Source organism: Vibrio superstes, assembly GCF_003569005.1.
GTDB lineage: Bacteria > Pseudomonadota > Gammaproteobacteria > Enterobacterales > Vibrionaceae > Vibrio > Vibrio superstes.
Genome location: NZ_BCUR01000001.1, coordinates 153,507 through 171,159, shown reverse-complemented (window position 1 = coordinate 171,159; position 17,653 = coordinate 153,507). Strand labels below are relative to the sequence as shown.

16 protein-coding genes are annotated in these 17,653 nt (G+C 43.1%); 9 read left to right on the top strand and 7 right to left on the bottom strand.

The features are described from left to right. Nucleotides 1-157: 157 nt before the first annotated feature. Nucleotides 158-1,384, bottom strand: a complete 1,227-nt coding sequence (gene gltS, locus D5I41_RS00765) for a sodium/glutamate symporter (protein ID WP_119008033.1) — start codon at nt 1,382-1,384, stop codon at nt 158-160. A gap of 189 nt (nt 1,385-1,573) precedes the next feature. Further along, nucleotides 1,574-2,623 (bottom strand): helix-turn-helix transcriptional regulator, encoded by a 1,050-nt coding sequence (locus tag D5I41_RS00760; protein ID WP_235868835.1) that lies wholly within the window; start codon nt 2,621-2,623, stop codon nt 1,574-1,576. Between the two features lie 525 nt (nt 2,624-3,148). Between D5I41_RS00760 and D5I41_RS00755 the strand changes: the two genes are divergently transcribed. The 3 genes from D5I41_RS00755 to D5I41_RS00745 all read left to right on the top strand — a co-directional run bounded on the left by D5I41_RS00755 (nt 3,149) and on the right by D5I41_RS00745 (nt 4,611). After that, a complete protein-coding gene (locus tag D5I41_RS00755; protein WP_119008031.1) occupies nt 3,149-3,349 on the top strand; it encodes a hypothetical protein in 201 nt (66 codons plus the stop codon). Between the two features lie 19 nt (nt 3,350-3,368). Further along, complete coding sequence (locus D5I41_RS00750) at nt 3,369-3,650, top strand: hypothetical protein (protein WP_119008030.1); 282 nt, start codon at nt 3,369-3,371, stop codon at nt 3,648-3,650. Nucleotides 3,651-3,879: 229 nt separating this feature from the next. Next, nucleotides 3,880-4,611, top strand: a complete 732-nt coding sequence (locus tag D5I41_RS00745) for a dienelactone hydrolase family protein (protein WP_119008029.1) — start codon at nt 3,880-3,882, stop codon at nt 4,609-4,611. A 6-nt stretch (nt 4,612-4,617) separates the two neighbouring features. On the opposite strand, the gene D5I41_RS00740 is transcribed toward D5I41_RS00745, so the two are convergent. Beyond that, nucleotides 4,618-5,259, bottom strand: coding sequence for a hypothetical protein (locus tag D5I41_RS00740; protein ID WP_119008028.1), 642 nt, complete (start codon nt 5,257-5,259; stop codon nt 4,618-4,620). 204 nt (nt 5,260-5,463) lie between these two features. On the opposite strand from D5I41_RS00740, the gene D5I41_RS00735 reads away from it, so the two are divergent. Together D5I41_RS00735 and D5I41_RS00730 are read left to right on the top strand one after the other, a co-directional pair. After that, the gene (locus D5I41_RS00735) at nt 5,464-6,012 is read left to right on the top strand and encodes a cytochrome b (RefSeq protein ID WP_162892806.1); all 549 of its coding nucleotides are present in this window, start codon (nt 5,464-5,466) and stop codon (nt 6,010-6,012) included. After that, a complete protein-coding gene (locus D5I41_RS00730; RefSeq protein WP_119008026.1) occupies nt 6,009-6,578 on the top strand; it encodes a YceI family protein in 570 nt (189 codons plus the stop codon). Before D5I41_RS00735 ends, D5I41_RS00730 begins: the two co-directional genes overlap by 4 nt. 94 nt (nt 6,579-6,672) lie before the next feature. On the opposite strand, the gene D5I41_RS00725 is transcribed toward D5I41_RS00730, so the two are convergent. Then, complete coding sequence (locus D5I41_RS00725; RefSeq protein WP_119008025.1) at nt 6,673-7,095, bottom strand: hypothetical protein; 423 nt, start codon at nt 7,093-7,095, stop codon at nt 6,673-6,675. A gap of 328 nt (nt 7,096-7,423) precedes the next feature. Continuing rightward, the gene (locus D5I41_RS00720; RefSeq protein WP_119008024.1) at nt 7,424-9,052 is read right to left on the bottom strand and encodes an ATP-dependent endonuclease; all 1,629 of its coding nucleotides are present in this window, start codon (nt 9,050-9,052) and stop codon (nt 7,424-7,426) included. A 223-nt stretch (nt 9,053-9,275) separates the two neighbouring features. Between D5I41_RS00720 and D5I41_RS00715 the strand changes: the two genes are divergently transcribed. The 4 genes from D5I41_RS00715 (at nt 9,276) to D5I41_RS00700 (ending at nt 14,349) form a co-directional block, all read left to right on the top strand. Next, complete coding sequence (locus D5I41_RS00715; RefSeq protein WP_119008023.1) at nt 9,276-10,991, top strand: bifunctional metallophosphatase/5'-nucleotidase; 1,716 nt, start codon at nt 9,276-9,278, stop codon at nt 10,989-10,991. A gap of 258 nt (nt 10,992-11,249) precedes the next feature. Then, nucleotides 11,250-11,441, top strand: coding sequence for a hypothetical protein (locus D5I41_RS00710; RefSeq protein WP_017028078.1), 192 nt, complete (start codon nt 11,250-11,252; stop codon nt 11,439-11,441). Nucleotides 11,442-11,776: 335 nt separating this feature from the next. After that, the gene (locus tag D5I41_RS00705) at nt 11,777-12,538 is read left to right on the top strand and encodes a transporter substrate-binding domain-containing protein (RefSeq protein WP_119008022.1); all 762 of its coding nucleotides are present in this window, start codon (nt 11,777-11,779) and stop codon (nt 12,536-12,538) included. A 398-nt stretch (nt 12,539-12,936) separates the two neighbouring features. Then, nucleotides 12,937-14,349 (top strand): lipid-binding SYLF domain-containing protein, encoded by a 1,413-nt coding sequence (locus D5I41_RS00700; protein ID WP_235868834.1) that lies wholly within the window; start codon nt 12,937-12,939, stop codon nt 14,347-14,349. 67 nt (nt 14,350-14,416) lie between these two features. On the opposite strand, the gene D5I41_RS00695 is transcribed toward D5I41_RS00700, so the two are convergent. Beyond that, complete coding sequence (locus D5I41_RS00695) at nt 14,417-15,778, bottom strand: L-serine ammonia-lyase (protein ID WP_119008020.1); 1,362 nt, start codon at nt 15,776-15,778, stop codon at nt 14,417-14,419. Nucleotides 15,779-16,096: 318 nt separating this feature from the next. Then, nucleotides 16,097-17,350: an aromatic amino acid transport family protein gene (locus D5I41_RS00690; protein WP_119008019.1), complete on the bottom strand. Its 1,254-nt coding sequence runs from the start codon at nt 17,348-17,350 to the stop codon at nt 16,097-16,099. Nucleotides 17,351-17,653: the final 303 nt, after the last annotated feature.

The following is a 17,653-nucleotide window of genomic DNA, read 5'->3' as shown; positions in this document are numbered from 1 at the left end:
GGCGGGGGATTATACAGATTTATTCAACAAAAGACAGTTGTGAGATGGCGATCACATAAATGATTACGATGAAACACTCGTAATCAATGAGGGTTTGAATAGATAAAAATAAAGCCAACTATAAAAGTTGGCTTTAGATTGGAGAACAGAAGAGTTTTTAGCCTAAGAAGGCGATATACCCCTGTAGAACCAATAAGTTTACGATATCGATGAAGAACGCACCCACAATTGGTACTACCATAAAGGCTTGTGGAGAGGGCCCATAGTGGTTTACTAGAGAACCCATGTTCATTACCGCTGTCGGTGTCGCACCCATACCAAAACCACAGTGACCGCCGGTGATTATGGCGGCGTCATAGTTACTGCCCATGACCCTAAAGGTGATGTTGTAGGCAAATACCGCAAGCACACAGGTTTGCACGCCTAGAATGACCAACAGTGGCATAGCAAGATCAAAGATCTCCCACAATTTCAGGCTCATCAGCGCCATTGCTAGGAACAGCGCTAATGATACGGTACCGATGATATCAACGGTGTCGGTATTGAACTTGTATGCACCGGTAAATTCGTAGATGTTAGTTAGGATAACACCAAGGAACAGAGCAAATACAAAGTCGGGGATACCCTTTAGCCAACCGATACCTAAACCTGATGTGTATTCCTTGATGTAAGTCGCACCCACAACGCAGACCAAAACCATAAACATGGTTTCAATGACGCGACGAGGGGTTACCTTATCTTCTTCAGTTTCGTTATAGGTCACGACGTCGGGAAATTTCTCATGGTGCTGAGAGCCGTCGCCGTACTCAGAAATCAAGTTGTGTTTATTGATTCTGCGCTGAGCAACAGGTCCACCAATCAAACCACCTACGATTAAACCAAAGGTGGCAGAAGCCATTGCAAACTCAAGTGTTTTCAGCCCGTATAGCTCCTCGAAGGTTGCAGCCCAAGCTGCGCCAGTACCGTGACCGCCGGAGAGGGTGATTGAACCTGCTACCAGCCCCATCAAAGGATTTAAGTCCATCATGCTGGCAAGGCTAACACCTATGGCATTCTGGATGATGATATAAACGGAAGCCACCCCTAAAAAGATGAACACCTTCTTACCGCCTTTAAGCAGTTGAGAGTAGCTTGCGGATAGACCCACAGTAGTAAAGAACATCAGCATTAGTATTTTTTCTAGAGGTAGTGTGAAATCTAGATTGATACCGTTAAAGTGCAAAACAGTGATGATGACAGCAATGATAAGGCCACCAACAATCGGTTCTGGCACTTTGTATTTTTTTAAGAAGGGAACCCTTCTGTTAATGAACTGGCCTAGAAAGAGTACGAAAATAGCAATTAAAAACGATTCTAGGCTGCCAATAGTATAAGTAGTATTCATATAACTCCTTTAATGCACGACAAGACGCCGCTGTGGAGGCGAGTATTGGATAACTATAGACGAAAGTTGCACACACATCGTTACAGGTTAGTCCAAAAATCAGGAGAGCGGATTATACGCAACAAAGCCGTTAATTCAATTACCATTTAGTGCCAATGGTGCACTAAATGGCTGTGTTTGCTCAATTTTTCAACTATCCCTATCTTTTATCAATGCGGTTTGATACAGCTTGGGTGTCAAACTAGAGAATCGTTTAAAGGCTCTAGAAAAGTGTGAAATGTCTGCGTAACCAAGCTGAACGGAGACTTGGGTAAGGCTAAGGTTGCGGCTCATCAGTTCGCAAGCCGTGTTAAACATCAGGCTATTTTTAATGGCTCGAAAGGAGTTTTTTTCTTGTTGTAGTTTTCTTTGAAGTGTTCTTGTGCTCATCTCAAATAGATTTGCAGCCATATCAATGTTTAGGCTTTGTTCATTCACATAGGGTTGTAGCGCTGTGTATAAGGTATCGGTAAAGGTGCTGTGCCAAACGATTTCTCTTGGTTCAGGCTCAGGGTAGGGGGTATCGATGATTTGCTCGAGTAACTCCAGGTCTATGCTGACTTTGGTTAGTTTCTGAGAGAAAAGTAGCTGCACATTGCTAGGAATATTTCTAGCAAAATCTCCAGTTTTAAATTGCCTTAAGGAGACTGATTTAGGCAACCACTCGACGTTGTTGGTAAGAGACCTCATGAGCTCGACACAGTACATAACTGTAAATATTTCTCGCCAGTCCGTTACGCCTTGCTCTCTGTTTGCTGTACTGAACCATGCTGTTGTTTCATCCACTTCTAAAAACTGTGACGATGCTGGGATAGAGTCCCGGATCAGAAGGTTGAAATTGGTAAGCACCTCTCTAATGGTTAGGTTTTTTGGGAGTGTTTTAACGAATTCAGGTATCAACACTGTTCTCAAGGTGTGCCTGATCGATTCGACATACGGAAACAAACCACTTTTTTTATAGATCAGCTCTGTAAGCACCATTATTGGTTTAGAGGCAATCATATTTTGATTGTCGCTCAGCATCTCGCGACTGATGTTAGCCTCTTTAAGGGGCTCGGTGAGATCTATCCCCCTTTTTTCAAATTCCACGACTAAAACGTTCAAAGCGTCGGCTCTAACCAGAGGAATAAATCCAGTTGCAAAATCTTCTTCTTGATCAAACTCTTCTGATATTGCTGGTTTAAATGCTTTTGATTTCAATTCGATAGCTCTCAACTGCGTGAATAAATGATAATTACGTTGTTTCCCACTTCACAATTAACTTGGACGTATTCAATGCTTTTGTCCATTTATCAATGATATACGAATTCACTAACATTTTTGAAAAGAATCTTAGTTCTTATCGCAAATTTTAATAACACCTGAAATGTTCATAAAGTGCGCAAAGAGGATAACGGCATTGTTAATGAGGGGCTTGAGTAAAGGGTTATTGCTCCTGTGAGGTGTGACTGCGTGATCTTGTATTTTATATATAGCTAAGCGTATAGGTGCAATCAAAGCGACTAAAAGCCGTTCTCCTGATGATTGCCCAAACGAATAACTGATAACCGTGTTGTCCTGCAAAAAAACGGGGCAAAATCTATTGGGTCAAGAATCGAAAAATTAAGTGGCAGTGAATAGTTCGGGACGATGTTGTCACAAGATCGATCAAGGCAAACCTAAGAGCAAACGCTAACCTGATGTAATTGGCGAGGCGTTAACAGCAACGTCGAGAGGTAAAACAGCATGAGAAAGTCAATCATATCAGCAATAGCAACAGGCATCGCTTCTACAGTAGTGATGATCGCATCATTCGCAGTCCAAGCAGAAATATCGGTGGACGGATTTACGGATCAAAGCTTTAAAACAATCATGATGGATTTCGAGGCACTCAGTGTAATTAGGCCCGTTGAGATCTCTGCTCTACTTCAAAACGAACCAAAATAACAGGGTATGCATAAGAACAATGCAACAAACTAAATACGAAAAAATGAGTGATAAAGAATTAGAGCGAAACCTACAACAGACGATGGATCAATACTATAGCCACAAGAGAGCAATGGAAGTCATTCATACTCTGACTATAGAAGTAGCGGAGCTAAGTGTTGTTATTGTTGAGTTGCAAAACCGATACGATGAAATTATCGGTGATCTGTGCGATCTAAACCTAGAATTTGAGATACGGAAAAGTGCTGAAGTAGGACAAGAAGTGGTTAGAAATATTATTCGAAATAGATGTAAGGTATGACTCAGTAGAAACCCCTCGCGGTACTATAACTAAAGAATCGCCCTAGTGTAGGCATCATTTTAGATATCTAACTAAAAGGGGCGGGCTAATGTTTCACACCAGACTCCCCGGTCATTGACATAGAGTTATCTATGCCTCTGATTTTAAACTAAATACGAATCCAAATTATCCCTATTATTAAAAATTACGTACTACACTCTACTTAACTCATAGGGAAGGAGAGGGTGTCATGCGTCATTTTTTAACTGCAGCGTTATTAGTCGGTTCTTTTAGTGCTGTAGCCGGTGAAGATGTTGTTTATGAAGTAGATGGTAAAGCTTATCAGGGCTACTGGTCTAAGGTTTCAGATTCAGCGCCACTGGTATTGCTTGTTCACGATTGGGATGGTCTAACAGACTACGAGATCAAGCGAGCGGAAATGCTTAACAAGCAAGGCTATAACGTGTTTGCGGCCGACCTTTTTGGGCAGGGTGTGCGTCCAACAGAAGTAAAAGACAAGAAGCAGCACACAGGTGAACTCTATAAAGATCGAGCGAAACTGCAAAAGCTAATGGCGGAAAGCCAGCGAAAAGGTGAGATGCTTAATGGTGGCGGTGATAACACGGTTGTAATGGGCTATTGCTTCGGTGGCGCAGCAGTACTTGAAGCCGCTCGTGCAGGTGCAGATGCGAAAGCCTTCGTTACCTTCCATGGCGGACTCACTACACCAAAAGGTCAAAGCTATAAAATGACCAAAGCACCCGTTGTTGTCTTCCACGGCACAGCCGATACCGCTATCACTATGAAAGACTTCGCCATGCTTGCTGATGAGCTAGAAAAAACAGGCATCAAGCATGAGATGGTTTCTTATGGCGGTGCACCTCATGCCTTTACCGTATTTGGGTCAGAGCGATACCGCGAAGACGCAGATATGAAGTCATGGGTAAGATTTAATGAGGTTTTGGCTGAAGTGACTAAGTAGAAGCTCTCATTTACACTCAAATATTGCATAAAGTTGGACGTATCTTTTCACAGAAGATCCGTCCTCTTCTTTTTTAAGAGGATGAGCGTGAGCTTTATAGCAAGGTTGAAGATTGAGGGATTGCATCACATCATCAAGCTTTGGTGTTGAAGATTGCGCTAGCAGGATCCCTTGCTGAGCATACATCGCAAAATCATCAGGCAATTGATTGTGCCACCAGTCAAGAAGTTGTTGGCTGGTGTTAATTCGATTTAGCCAATGATCACACACCAGTACCACACAATCATTCGGTTGAATGGCATAGGCATATTCTTCTCTCCACAGATTTAGGGTTTTAGAAAGCTGTCCCTTGAATACCTTATTGGCAGTTTTTATCGAATATGGAAACAGCCACACACTGCCATAGGGGAGTGTGATGCGGCGATAGGCTGTGTTTTCACTAACATCATTTGTTCCTAGCTCAATTGAATGACTTGATAGAGAAGTGCCAAACTGCGTCGCAATTACCTGCAGGCGACGTTCTACCAGAGAGGTTAAGTGATTGTTACTTATTCCTCGATTGTGCACGGTTGGGTAGTGCTGCTTTGACAGGGAAAGACAGTCGTTTTGAACTGCTTTAAGAGCCTGAATAACGATGTCTTTGAGCAAATTTTCGTCCGATTATTAGATATTATGTCAATGATTTCACTATAGTTTAAATTGTAAGCTTAAGTAAATCGCAGAGTTCCTTCAAATTCTTTGAATAAGTCTGTCAAATTCAACCAATCGTAGTTTTATTTAGTTCGCGCATACTAGCTCTATCTTGTAGTCTAGTTGTTAAATAAAGGAAACGGTTAAGTGACTGAGTTACTTATGGAGCAAAGGAGTAGTACGTTGAAAACCTATAATCGCACCGCTCGCATTATTCACTGGATTTCTGCTGTAACCGTCATTGGAATGTTTGCTGTGGGCTGGTGGATGGTCGATCTGAACTACTATAGTGAGTGGTATCAAACCGCGCCGTTCTGGCATAAATCAATAGGGATTATTCTCGCAGGGTTAACCATTTTTCGTGTCGTTTGGAAGGCAATAACAGGCGCACCTAAAGTTGAAGGCAATGCCTTTGAAGTGAAAGCAGCCAAATCAGCACACCATTTCATGTATCTTTTGCTGTTTGTTTTGTTTGCTTCAGGTTATTTGATATCGACGGAAGATGGCAGAGGCATCTCTGTATTTGACTGGTTCGAAGTACCAGGACTAGGGAAGCTGTTTGAAGGACAAGCCGACCTTGCTGGCACAGTACATTATTATGTGGCATTTGCCCTGATTGGATTGGCAGCTATCCATGCTTTAGCTGCACTTAAACATCACTTTATAGATAAAGACGATACGCTACGCAAAATGATAGGAGGTTCAAAATGAAGAAATTAACGGCTGCTCTAGGATTGGCACTTGCGATGGCTACACCTCTGTACGCTAACGCGGCAGACTATGTAATTGATACCCAAGGTGCGCATGCATCTATTAACTTCAAGGTAAGTCACCTTGGTTATAGCTACATTAAGGGACGCTTTAACCGCTTCTCTGGTGAATTTAGCTATGATCCCGCGAACGTTGAAGCCTCTTCAGTAGAAGTGAAGGTTGATACAACGAGCTTGGACTCTAACCATGCAGAGCGTGACAAGCACATTCGAAGTGGCGACTTCATTGATGCGTCTAAGTACAGTGATGCTGTATTTAACAGTACTAAAGTTGTCGACAAGGGTGATGGTAATCTAGAAATCATGGGTGATTTGACACTGCATGGTCAAACTAAACCAATTACCATTGACGCTAACTTTATTGGTCAAGGTAAAGACCCATGGGGCGGCGAACGCGCTGGCTTTATGGGCACAACCCGCCTAGAATTGGCTGACTTTAATATTCCAGTTATGGGTACTTCAAGTTATGTAGATATGGAATTACATGTTGAAGGCAAGAAAAAGTAACTTTTAATATCTGTACCTTTTCTTTTACCTCGCTTGATTCAGTCAAGCGAGGTTTTTTTATTAATGAGAGCTCATTGATTCTGTCTAAGCGTAATTATAATTCATGACCTAATGTGCGCTTGTCGCTTAAAGCTTTGTGTGTGTCTTTTACATAAAACACACTACCTACAGTAACGGCAGCACCTGCTGCAACTAGTCCCGGATTACCAATGGCTGCCAGGGTAGCCACACTCGCAAGAATAAAACCTGCCGATCCGCGCGTGGCTTTTTTCTCTAATTTTTCATAATCGGTATTTTCTAGGTAGTCTAAACGTTGTTCATAATCAGACTTGGCTTTACTAACCGATTCGGCATAGTCGGCTTCAACGTATGCAGGTTCAGAGTGTGGTTCATTGTTGTTTTTGACGGCCTGTACTTCGTCTGCTGTCGCATTGGCAGAATCAGCAAAACTAGGATAATCAGCCAGTGCAGAAGTAGAAACAAACAGAAGTACGATGAATGTAAATAGTTTTTTCATAGTTTAGCTCCAATATAAATGGGTAATTTAGGCATCGTAAATCTGTTGTAAGAGATGTTTTCTCATGGAAAGTAATCACTATCTATGGATAGCGATTGTGCTATTTACTACGATTGGTATAAGTCTGCCTAAATTTATAAACATTGCGTCGGCTCTTCATGGCGCAAGCGCCGTGTAACCCACATCGTTCAAAATATTTAGGCGTATCTTATATGAAAAGAAAATAGGATATATAAGGTTGTATTTAGTTAATTCATAAGCACGACTTATAGATCTATTAAACAATACCGTTTTGGAGCGTTATCACTCCTTCGTTTATTCAGAAAAGTTAAGTGTTCCCATTAGCCATACTGATCACTCGTTTGAGCGTCCAGCGAATGAGCAGTGGCACTATGCCATCGCCATGTGTCTCACAGTATTCAACAATGGCCAAAGCTACGTCTGGCTTTGCATGTTTTTTAAGTGCTCGAACAATCACTTTTTTTGCAGGGATAGGGTGGTCATATGGGATCTTCACCATGTCTCTAAAGAACTTCTCAAATCCATTGTTATAGAGGTAGTGCTCAATATCCTTATCAGGGAGCTCAGTCAGTCGGTGCCTTTCTTGCTCGCCATGGAGCATTGTTCTTACAGAGGCTGCATATTTCTTACCTGCGGCGTCACCATCTGTCACGACATGCCAGTCGATATCAAACGCACGGGCAACTTTGAGTAGCGATTTTAGCCCTGATTGAGCAAACTCAACGATTTGTACTCCCTCGGCGGCAAGATCATAGCCACATAATTTGGCTAATTCGTTAAATAGCCAGACCTCTGTTTCACCTTCAACTAGTAACCAGCACCTTGCAAACAAGGCGCTAGAGCGGTGAAAGCGTATATGGAATCCGACACGTCTTAGCTCGTCAGAAGAGAGCATCTCAGGGCGAATGTACTTAGCTTCAGTGCGATCCGATTTTCGAACTAATCGTTTAATACTTCGCAGAGGCACTGCACCTAGTAAAACAGCCGAATTGGTGGTGAGTATCTTCTGCATCGGCATCATTTGCAGTAATGCCCAAGCCCGAGCAAGGTGAGTTGGATGAAGCCGACCCTCAGGGTCTTCAACGATCAGTAAGGGTCTTGCACAGCGTCGTAGCTCTGTGTTTCCCTTTGCTTGCAGATAATTGTTCAACAGCCCCATTAACAGCAAACGAGTTTGTCGGTCTTTGGTTTGATCGACAAACTGCTTCAGCGACATCTTGCTGCCTGCACTGGACGTAAAAATCCCATCTCGCAGTGCTCTAGGGTCGTGCCTTGAGTGAGTTTTATAGGAAAAGTAGTGATCAACAAGGTCGTGCATGGTCTTAACGCTGCTTTTCATTTCTTCTTTACTGATAAGGCCGGGGTGTGAAATCAGTCGTCGACAGGTATTCTTTATTCTACGTTCTATCTTAGAGTCAGGTTGAGGCGACTTTTCAAGGCGTTGAAAACGTCTTGAATCACGCAATCGAATGACGGGATGCAAAATCATCAATTCTTTTGCGAGCTTAGTAGTGTGGTGCAACTGCTTTGGGATTCCCTCGCGATTTAAAAAGGCGTAGTGGGTAGTGACTTTAGTACCCTCTAGTGTGGCGCTGAGCCGATAAATGATTTCAGATCGTCCATTTGAGCGCTCATTCCATGCGGGCTTTATTTTGCGGTAGCGACCGGACCTTGGCTCATTGTTACTGCTAGCGCGCAGTTTTAGCACTATCTGAAGATGCTGGGTTTGAGGGTGTGAGATTGAGTAATCTACATGAAAATCGCGCATTTCAAATTGATAGGGCTCAGCATTAGTGGGTAAGGCAACAGATAGGGCGTCGAGTAGGGAGGATTTACCCCATGTGTTTTCTCCAATCAAGGTTGTCAGTTGTTCAAAAGGCAAAGAGAGACGCCTTATGCCCCGAAAGCCAGAGATTTCGATCCGCTCTAATTGCATAATCTACCCCTTTTTCTTTCATTATAGAAAACAGACCGGATTTGCACTGCGAAGCTTCGCATGTTTCTAACTAATTGATATTTTGCGTTCTTCTAGGGAAATTAGAACCTAAAGAGGCCTCGAAGATACAGGGTTGTACAGGCTCGAAAAAATAGTCATTGGTTTGTCATATTCGCCCGACTACAATAGCCTTGAAACTAGAGATGAATGAATGAAGAAAAGAATGAAAAAAGTGACAAGGATACGGGTCGCTCACATCAACGATACCCACTCATATTTTGAGCCAACAACACTACAACTGTCTTTAAATATCAATAATCAAATGCTAAACCCTTATGTCAGCGTAGGGGGATTCGCACGTATAAAAACTCGTTCGCAAGAGCTTAAACAACAATCCGACCAAGCAGGTCGAGAGTTTCTTTTTTTGCACGCAGGTGACTGCTTTCAAGGGACACTGTATTTCTCTTTATTCAAGGGAGAAGCGAATTCAAGGCTGCTGAATCAACTCAACCTAACCGCAATGACATTGGGAAATCATGAACTGGACATGGGCAACGGTCCCCTTGCAACGTTTGCCAATGAAATCAACTTCCCTTTATTGTGTGGCAACTGGGATCTCTCCAATGAACTGGAGAGCAAGCCCCTAAGACTTAGCGAAACCCCAAGCGTACACTCATATCAACCACAATCTAAAAGCGCCAAGTGGCTGATCCACGAAGTGGATGGTGAGCAGATTGCTATCTTTGGTTTATCTATAGATAAGATGATGGATATTGCAAACCCTGATCCCGACACTCCGTTCGTCAATGCCAAGCAAACGGCCATCAACACGGTTGAACAAATCCGTGAATCAGGGATCAACAAAATCATACTGCTTAGTCACCTTGGTTATGATGCCGATCTGAAGCTTGCTGAGAGTGTTGAGGGTATTAGCCTGATTATTGGCGGGCATTCTCACGTACTGCAGGGTGATTTTAGCGAATTAGGCTTGCCGTGCCGAGATGAGTACGGAAAACGCGTTAATAACACTTACGTTGTGCAAGCAGGTCTGCATGCACAAGCCATCGGCCATTGTGATATTGATTTTGATGAATCGGGTAAGGTCGTTGCATTTGATGGTCGAAATGAGCTTCTGATTGGCCGTCGGTTGTGCCTTGATGCGACGATGAGCGATTGTGATTGTGATGGCGAATATAACCAAGTCTTCGACTATCTTCAGTCTCACCCTAATATCGTGCGCTGTAAAAAAGACCCTGCGATACATCAACTATTGACTGAAACCTATAAACCAGAGGTGCATGCGCTGCAAACGAGTGTTGTAGGCCATCTTAAGTCTGGGCTGCGGCACGTAAGGATCCCTGATGAAAAAGGGCCAAGTGAGATCTGCTCGTTAGTTGCAGAGTCTTTCTACCATGCGATGCGTCATCGTGGTCACAGCATAGATTTTGCAATACATAATGCGGGTGGTGTGCGCTGCTCCTTAAATGCAGGGCCAATCAGTAAGGCTGATATTGCCGGTAAATTACTGCCATTTATCGTACCCATTGGCGTTTATTCCATTGAAGGACGTCATATCAAGGATGTGCTGGAAGGGGCTATTGATAACGCAGTGGATGAAAGTGGCACAGGTTCGGGGAGCTACCCGTATTCCTATCAGTTGGATTATCAGGTAGTGATTGATGCGATAAAAGGTCAGCGTGTAAAAAACTTAAGGATCTACGATGAGGTTCGCGGCTGGACAGACATTCGCGACGATCAAGTCTATTGGGGCACGTCTTCAGCTTACACAATGAAGGGTAAGGAAGGGTATTCGGCGATACTGAACTGCCGTGACGATTGGACGGTGACTGAGATGTCGATGGCTGATTGTTTCCTAGAGTTTGTATCAAGAGAAGCATTGCGGTTTGAGACACAAATTAAATTAGGCCTAACCACATAAATTTTAACTTTTTTATTGTGACTGTTTTGTAAACAAAAACAGCCTTCAATTGGCCGTGGGAATTTATATTCATAGAATAATGCGTAAATTGCGGATTTATGCATCTATTCTGTAGGTTGATTTTTGCACTTGTTATTGTATTGTAAAATTAGAAAAACTAATCCGAAAGCTGAATTTTACTCGTTTTATTCTTAAGCTGATTTTGCCTATATTTGCGCCATAACTTATTGAAACTTACCAGAAATTAAAGAGGCACTCATGGCGCAAGTAATGAATCTTAACACCGTCGCAGTACCAAGCTCTCAGGAAGCAAAGAGCTATTCTATTGATTTCAAAGGATTGATGATGCACCTTGTTGATATTCTTTTCGGCAAAGGTCAGACTACCACAACCTACTATGCATCTGATCTTTCTGATCACATGCAAAAAGATTTGGGTATGACGCGCTAATAGATTAGCCATACTGCACGTTATTCGAAAGCCCTGCTCTCTTTGAGAGCAGGGCTTTTTTATGGTTATTCGGAAATTAGCGGTAGTTGAAAGCATAGACGAGAGTGAATGGTATGGTGACATTGCCAAACACTACTTGTCACAAATTACCGCTTTCATGCAGAATCATAATTTCTATTTGAGATTTCTCGGTGCTTAGCACAGTCAAAATTGAACTCTTAGTCGGCAAACTCAATTGCTTAGTTGAAAATATTGGTTTTGTAAATAAATACTCTGGAATTAATTTTTATTTTTAGTGTATAGTCTGGCTTACAGTTGTTAAGAAGGACTAATTCATGAAAACACTAATCTTAGGTCTCTCTCTGGGCCTGATGACCGTGGGTGTTGCACACGCTGACCGTCTAGATGATATCCAGAAAGAGGGTGTACTAAGAGTAGGTACTACAGGTGACTATCGCCCATTCTCTTACCACGATGGCGAGACACTCAGTGGTTACGATATTGATGTGGCAAAGCATATGGCTAATCAGCTTGGTGTTAAGGTTGAGTTTGTTGAGACCACCTGGAAAGAGCTATTGGATGGTTTAGCGCAAGATAAGTATGATGTTGCTATGGGTGGTATTACTCGTAAGATGCAACGTCAGTTGAACGCTGAGCAGACTCAAGGCTACATGACGTTTGGCAAGTGCTTTTTGGTAGCTAAAGGCAACGCAGAAAAATACGATACCCTAGAAGAGGCAAACCAAGCCAGCACCAAGGTGGGCTACAACATTGGTGGTACAAACGAGCTGTTTGCCAAAGAGCACCTGACTAGCGCTAAGTTCACCACCTATGAAAATAACCTAGATGTACCAGAAGCGGTTGCAGAAGGTAAGGTAGATGTGATGGTCACCGAGACGCCAGAAGCTCTATATTATCAAAGCATTGATAAGCGTTTAGAGGCATCAGGTTGTGCTGACCCGTTCACTAAGAGCGAGTTCGGTTACTTGATCCCTAAAGGGGAGCAACGACTTCTCAATACTGTCAACTTCATCATGGATGAGATGAAACTAAAAGGTGTTGAAGAAGACCTGATGGAAAAGAACGCCCTTAAATAGTTTAGCGTGAGATATCCATAAGTTTGTTTCCATATTAGCTGGAACTGAACATAACAACGGTAGTGGGTGGTAATGTTACATGGCCATTATCAAGCTACCGTTTTCATGTTAGATAACTATTTTTCCTGATAAAACCTTACCCCCGTCTCTTCGTTCGACACATTGATGTCAATGATAGTAGTTGCAAGAAATACTCTACATTGAAAGGCATCTTTCTTGTGTCGCTCTTCAATTCATAACTAGGCTCAATTGAATACTTAAATAAGAGTGAGGATCGGTATAAGCCTGAGTGATGGGTTGGCCATCTTCACCGTGATAATCTTCGCGCACTTTATAACCCGTTGGCTTATGACTCTATGCGCACTCCCTTCTTATTGACCAGTTTTATGGCATTTTTTATGACGGCTTGTAGCTCTTCGATCCCCTATGAAGAGAGAGAAGAGATCCGCCAATCAATCGATGATGAAAGTGAGCAGTTGATAGAAGAACTGGCAGAGGTCTACCCAGAAATTCATGCTCAACTAGAACAAGCAGAAGGGTATGCGACGGGTGTAATGTCGAACATTAAGGTGCCATTAGTCGGTGGAGGCACAGGTATAGGTGCTGTGTATAGCAATGTTGATGACTCTACCACCTACATTGACCTGTATCGTTACGATGTAGGCGCTGGAATTGGCCTCAGTAGCTACAGAATGATCTCTGTTCTTGATACCCCTGAGAACCTTGAAAAATTTAGTGAGGGGTTTAGCGAGTCTTCTTGGGGGACTGACTGGAATATAAGCGCCAGTGGTATCGAGACTGAGCAGGTCTATTATTTAGAAGACAGCGAGATTCCTACTTATTTGGTGTTCGAGTCTAGTGCCTCAGCTGTGGGCAGTGCCCGTTTGATGTCGGTATCGGTAAACGAAGAACTGACCGAAACTGGGGTGGGTAATGCGAAATTTGCGAATCATGAGTCAGTCGGTGATGAGTCGAATCCGAAATGGGATAGGCCATTACCATTCTTCGCTCAGGATGTGGTTGATCAAGGGTTTAGCCTGCCTTTGCCATTTGGGATTAGCATCCTTTATGCCGAAACTAAGCAAGATATGACGATTTCGAATCTTGAGGCTGGCTTCTCCGGCATCAATAATGGTGCTACCCAGCCAGTAGAGTTTATATCGTTTGATAACAACTATTCCCATAGTCAAACACCTCAACTGAAACTCGATGCTTGGATCTTTCCTTTCATGAATGTGTTTGCCACTGTAGGAAAAGTAAACGGTATGGCTCATGTTGAATTTGAATCTGATGGCTCGTTGGTGGGTGGCTTAGATATGTGTCAACGACCTGAAGCATTGAGGCCAGAAATTTGTAACACTGATGGGTGGAAACATGCATTAGATGTTGATTTAGATGGCTGGAACTACACCATAGGAGCAACTTTTGCTGCAGGGTGGCAAGATTATTTCTTAGCCATACCCGTTTCCGTTAGCTACGTTGATATGAAAAATGCGAGAGCAGAAGAGCTAGTAATTAGTGTTAGCCCACGAATTGGTAAACAGATTCCGCTGAAAGATACGAGTAGCGTTGATGTGTATGTAGGTGTTAGTTATCTAGACAGCAACTTGACCATATATGGTGAGCATTATGGTGGTCTTCCAGATGATAAGCACATCAACTACAAGATCGAACAAGAAAACATCGACAAATGGATGGGCCTAGTAGGAGCAAGCTATAACTTCAATCGCTCGTGGGCAATCCAAGCTGAGTATGGGCAGAATGGATCGGATAAGCGCCAGTTTGTGTCCTCTCTAACGCATCGCTTCTAGTGGAAAGAGTAGATAAACAAAGGCCCAACCTAAGGTTGGGCCATTATATCCATTTGAAAAATGCTTTTTAGCAAAGCACCTTGATAGCTAATCCACCTTGAGAGGTCTCACGGTATTTAGCGTTCATATCCTTTCCTGTTTCAAGCATGGTTTCGATAACCTTATCAAGCGAGACTCTAGCGGCAGAGGTGCGACCTAATGCCATACGAGCAGAGTTAACTGCTTTCACTGCGGCAATGCCGTTTCTTTCTATACATGGCACTTGAACTTGTCCAGCAACTGGATCGCATGTTAAGCCAAGATTGTGTTCCATACCGATTTCCGCTGCCATGCAAACCTGCTCTGGACTGCCGCCCATTAACTCAGCTAAACCTGCTGCGGCCATGGAACATGCAACGCCCACTTCACCTTGGCAACCAACTTCTGCCCCTGAGATAGAGGCGTTACGCTTGTACAAACTACCGATTGCACCAGAAGCTGCGAAGTAACGGGTATACTCTTTTGCTGTCACTGGTTGAATGAATTTATCGTAGTAAGCCAGTACAGCAGGAACTATTCCACACGCCCCATTGGTTGGGGCGGTTACCACTCTACCGCCCGCAGCGTTTTCTTCATTGACAGCAAATGCAAACAAGTTAATCCAATCTACTACAGCCATAGGGTCTGCGTTAGTGCCGGCAGAAGTGGAAAGCTTTTTGTAAAGACAAGGTGCGCGGCGGTGAACACGAAGTGGTCCAGGTAATACGCCCTCTGTATTCATGCCTCTTTCGATGCCATCAGACATAGTCTGCCAGATAGCGGCTAGATAGTTGGAGATAGCCTCATCTGAATGCAGCGCTTTCTCATTCTTAAGTACCAAGGTACTAATAGAAAGTCCGCTTTCAACCGCTTGTGCAACAAGCGAGGTTGCCGAATCAAAAGGGTAAGGGACCTCAACGGTTAGCGCTTCAGACTGGCCAAAAGAGGCTTCGTCAACAATAAATCCGCCACCGATAGAGTAGTAGGTTTTGCTATGTACAAGCTCATTGTTAGCCCATGCATGGATCTGCATGCCGTTTTCATGCAGCGCTAGGTTTTCAGAGTGGAAGTTCATGCCACCAGAGACAGGAAAATCAACGGTGTGACTGCCAGCATCAAAAGCCAACTTACCTGTTTGCTCCACATTTTTGATAAATCCATCTATCGAATCTATATCAACGGTTTGCGGAAGGTTACCCGCAAGGCCCATGATAATAGCAATGTCGGTATGGTGACCTTTGCCTGTTAATGATAGTGAGCCATAGACATCTACCGTTACCTTGGTGACTGACTGTAAGATTGCCATGTGCTTGAGTTCTTCGACGAATTCATAGCCAGCCTTCATAGGACCTACAGTATGAGAACTAGAAGGACCAACGCCAATTTTGTAAATATCAAAAATACTGATCATGATTATTCATGCCTTATTATGAAATAAAGGGGGAGAGCAGAATAAAAAGCCCCTAGTCTGTCTCTTGAACCCAAATCAGACTTTAGGATTTCCGTCATTCCCGAATGCCTTTATCGGGAATCTGATTACACAGCTCTGCTGATAAGGTCCCCGACCGAAATGCCGGCCCAGAAACGCACTCGGGGAAGACGTTTATTCAAAGTAGTGATCTAATAAGGGATACACTTTGTTAGATCACATTTAGCTCGACTATCAATACTTGTGTATGAAAGTCAGGCCCCTAGCCATAAGCTAAGGGCTATTGAGCATCAAGGTTTATTAGAAGATGCCGTACGTTGCAGAGGTAATCGCTGCGATACCGCAGATAAGCGTGAAGATTCGAGCCGCTTTAGTGGTTGCTAGCTTTTTCATTGCTGGAACTTTGTACATCGCAAACACAGGCATAATGAATAGAATTGCAGCAATCATTGGCGCGCCAATCGCTTCAATCATGCCAAGAATACTAGGGTTAATAATTGCGACAATCCAAGTAGTTAGTACGATGAAGCTTAAAGCAACCTTATCAATCTTACTTGCAGAAGCGTTTGAGCGTGATTTAGCTAGACCAACCAAACCCTCATGAGCACCTAGGAAATGGCCAAAGTAGCTTGAAGTGATGGCTGCGAACGCGATTACTGGACCCAATATAGAGATGATTGGCGACGCATGAACGTTCGCTAGGTAAGAAAGTACAGAGATGTTCTCAGCTTGTGCTTGCGCTAGTTGCTCAGGAGATAGAGACAACACTACCGAGAATACGAAGAACATAACGAAACCCATCAGCATTGCTGACGCGCCGCCAGTGATCATGTCCGTTTTCTTGTGTGCATCTTCGCCGTAGGTTTTACGCTGTTCTTTAGTGAACTGGCTAATGATTGGGCTGTGGTTAAAAGAGAATACAATGATTGGGATTGCCAACCAAATAGTAGAAGGCAGTGTGGTCCATTCAGGAGTCACTGACATCATTGACGTATTCCAGTCTGGAATTAGGTAAATCGATAGCGCCAGCAAGATAAGTACAAGTGGATATACCATTGCAGATGTTGCTTTTAGCATCAGTTCCTTACCGAATACCACGCCACCTGTCATTAGAGCAATTAAACCACCAGAAAGTAACCAGCGAGGAACAGATTCCATGCCAAGTTGATTCACCATGAAAGAATCGACAGTGTTAGTGATACCCACACCGTAAATTAGAACAATTGGGTAGATGGCAAAGAAGTAGGCAAAGGTAATAATGTTTGCGCCAGTCTTTCCAAAGTGTTCTTCAACGACGTCGGTAATGTCCGCATTTTCGTTCTTAGATGAAAGAACAAAACGAGCTAAGCTCTTATGAGCAAACCATGTCATAGGTGCTGCAATTAGGGCTAGAATAACTAATGGCCAAAAGCCACCAGCGCCCGCTTTGATTGGTAGGAAAAGTACGCCTGCACCTACAGCTGTACCAAAAAGAGAGAGACACCATGTGATGTCTTGATAAGTCCATTTACGTGTTTTCCCTGATACTTGTTCTGCGATAATCGTAGTTGTCATTATATAATTCTCGTAAAAAAGGGATGTGATTGATTTCGGGGCGCATTGTGTTGCAACGGCGACATATTTAATGTGATCAAAATCAATCCTTGAGGAAGTACCGTAAGTAGGGGGAATATATTTGGATTGGATCACGAATTTCGCGTGCTACACGATAGATTATTTTTGTCTTATCATTAATAAAACTAATGGTATTGAGGTTTTGAATTATGCAATCGTTTGCGGAAAAACAGGATGAATATTGTAGGGGTGTACAGTAGAACGAGAAGAGATAGTCAATAAGGTGCATAGAAAAATGGAGCC

What these genes read in the sequence shown, in the direction of transcription:
- D5I41_RS00730 (WP_119008026.1), top strand. Translation starts at nt 6,009, where the DNA reads ATGAAGAAATTAACGGCTGCTCTAGGATTGGCACTTGCGATGGCTACA.
- D5I41_RS00750 (WP_119008030.1), top strand. Translation starts at nt 3,369, where the DNA reads ATGCAACAAACTAAATACGAAAAAATGAGTGATAAAGAATTAGAGCGA.
- D5I41_RS00720 (WP_119008024.1), bottom strand. Translation starts at nt 9,052, where the DNA reads ATGCAATTAGAGCGGATCGAAATCTCTGGCTTTCGGGGCATAAGGCGT.
- D5I41_RS00710 (WP_017028078.1), top strand. Translation starts at nt 11,250, where the DNA reads ATGGCGCAAGTAATGAATCTTAACACCGTCGCAGTACCAAGCTCTCAG.
- gltS (WP_119008033.1), bottom strand. Translation starts at nt 1,384, where the DNA reads ATGAATACTACTTATACTATTGGCAGCCTAGAATCGTTTTTAATTGCT.
- D5I41_RS00715 (WP_119008023.1), top strand. Translation starts at nt 9,276, where the DNA reads ATGAAAAAAGTGACAAGGATACGGGTCGCTCACATCAACGATACCCAC.
- D5I41_RS00700 (WP_235868834.1), top strand. Translation starts at nt 12,937, where the DNA reads ATGACGGCTTGTAGCTCTTCGATCCCCTATGAAGAGAGAGAAGAGATC.
- D5I41_RS00705 (WP_119008022.1), top strand. Translation starts at nt 11,777, where the DNA reads ATGAAAACACTAATCTTAGGTCTCTCTCTGGGCCTGATGACCGTGGGT.
- D5I41_RS00755 (WP_119008031.1), top strand. Translation starts at nt 3,149, where the DNA reads ATGAGAAAGTCAATCATATCAGCAATAGCAACAGGCATCGCTTCTACA.
- D5I41_RS00745 (WP_119008029.1), top strand. Translation starts at nt 3,880, where the DNA reads ATGCGTCATTTTTTAACTGCAGCGTTATTAGTCGGTTCTTTTAGTGCT.
- D5I41_RS00695 (WP_119008020.1), bottom strand. Translation starts at nt 15,778, where the DNA reads ATGATCAGTATTTTTGATATTTACAAAATTGGCGTTGGTCCTTCTAGT.
- D5I41_RS00725 (WP_119008025.1), bottom strand. Translation starts at nt 7,095, where the DNA reads ATGAAAAAACTATTTACATTCATCGTACTTCTGTTTGTTTCTACTTCT.
- D5I41_RS00690 (WP_119008019.1), bottom strand. Translation starts at nt 17,350, where the DNA reads ATGACAACTACGATTATCGCAGAACAAGTATCAGGGAAAACACGTAAA.
- D5I41_RS00735 (WP_162892806.1), top strand. Translation starts at nt 5,464, where the DNA reads ATGGAGCAAAGGAGTAGTACGTTGAAAACCTATAATCGCACCGCTCGC.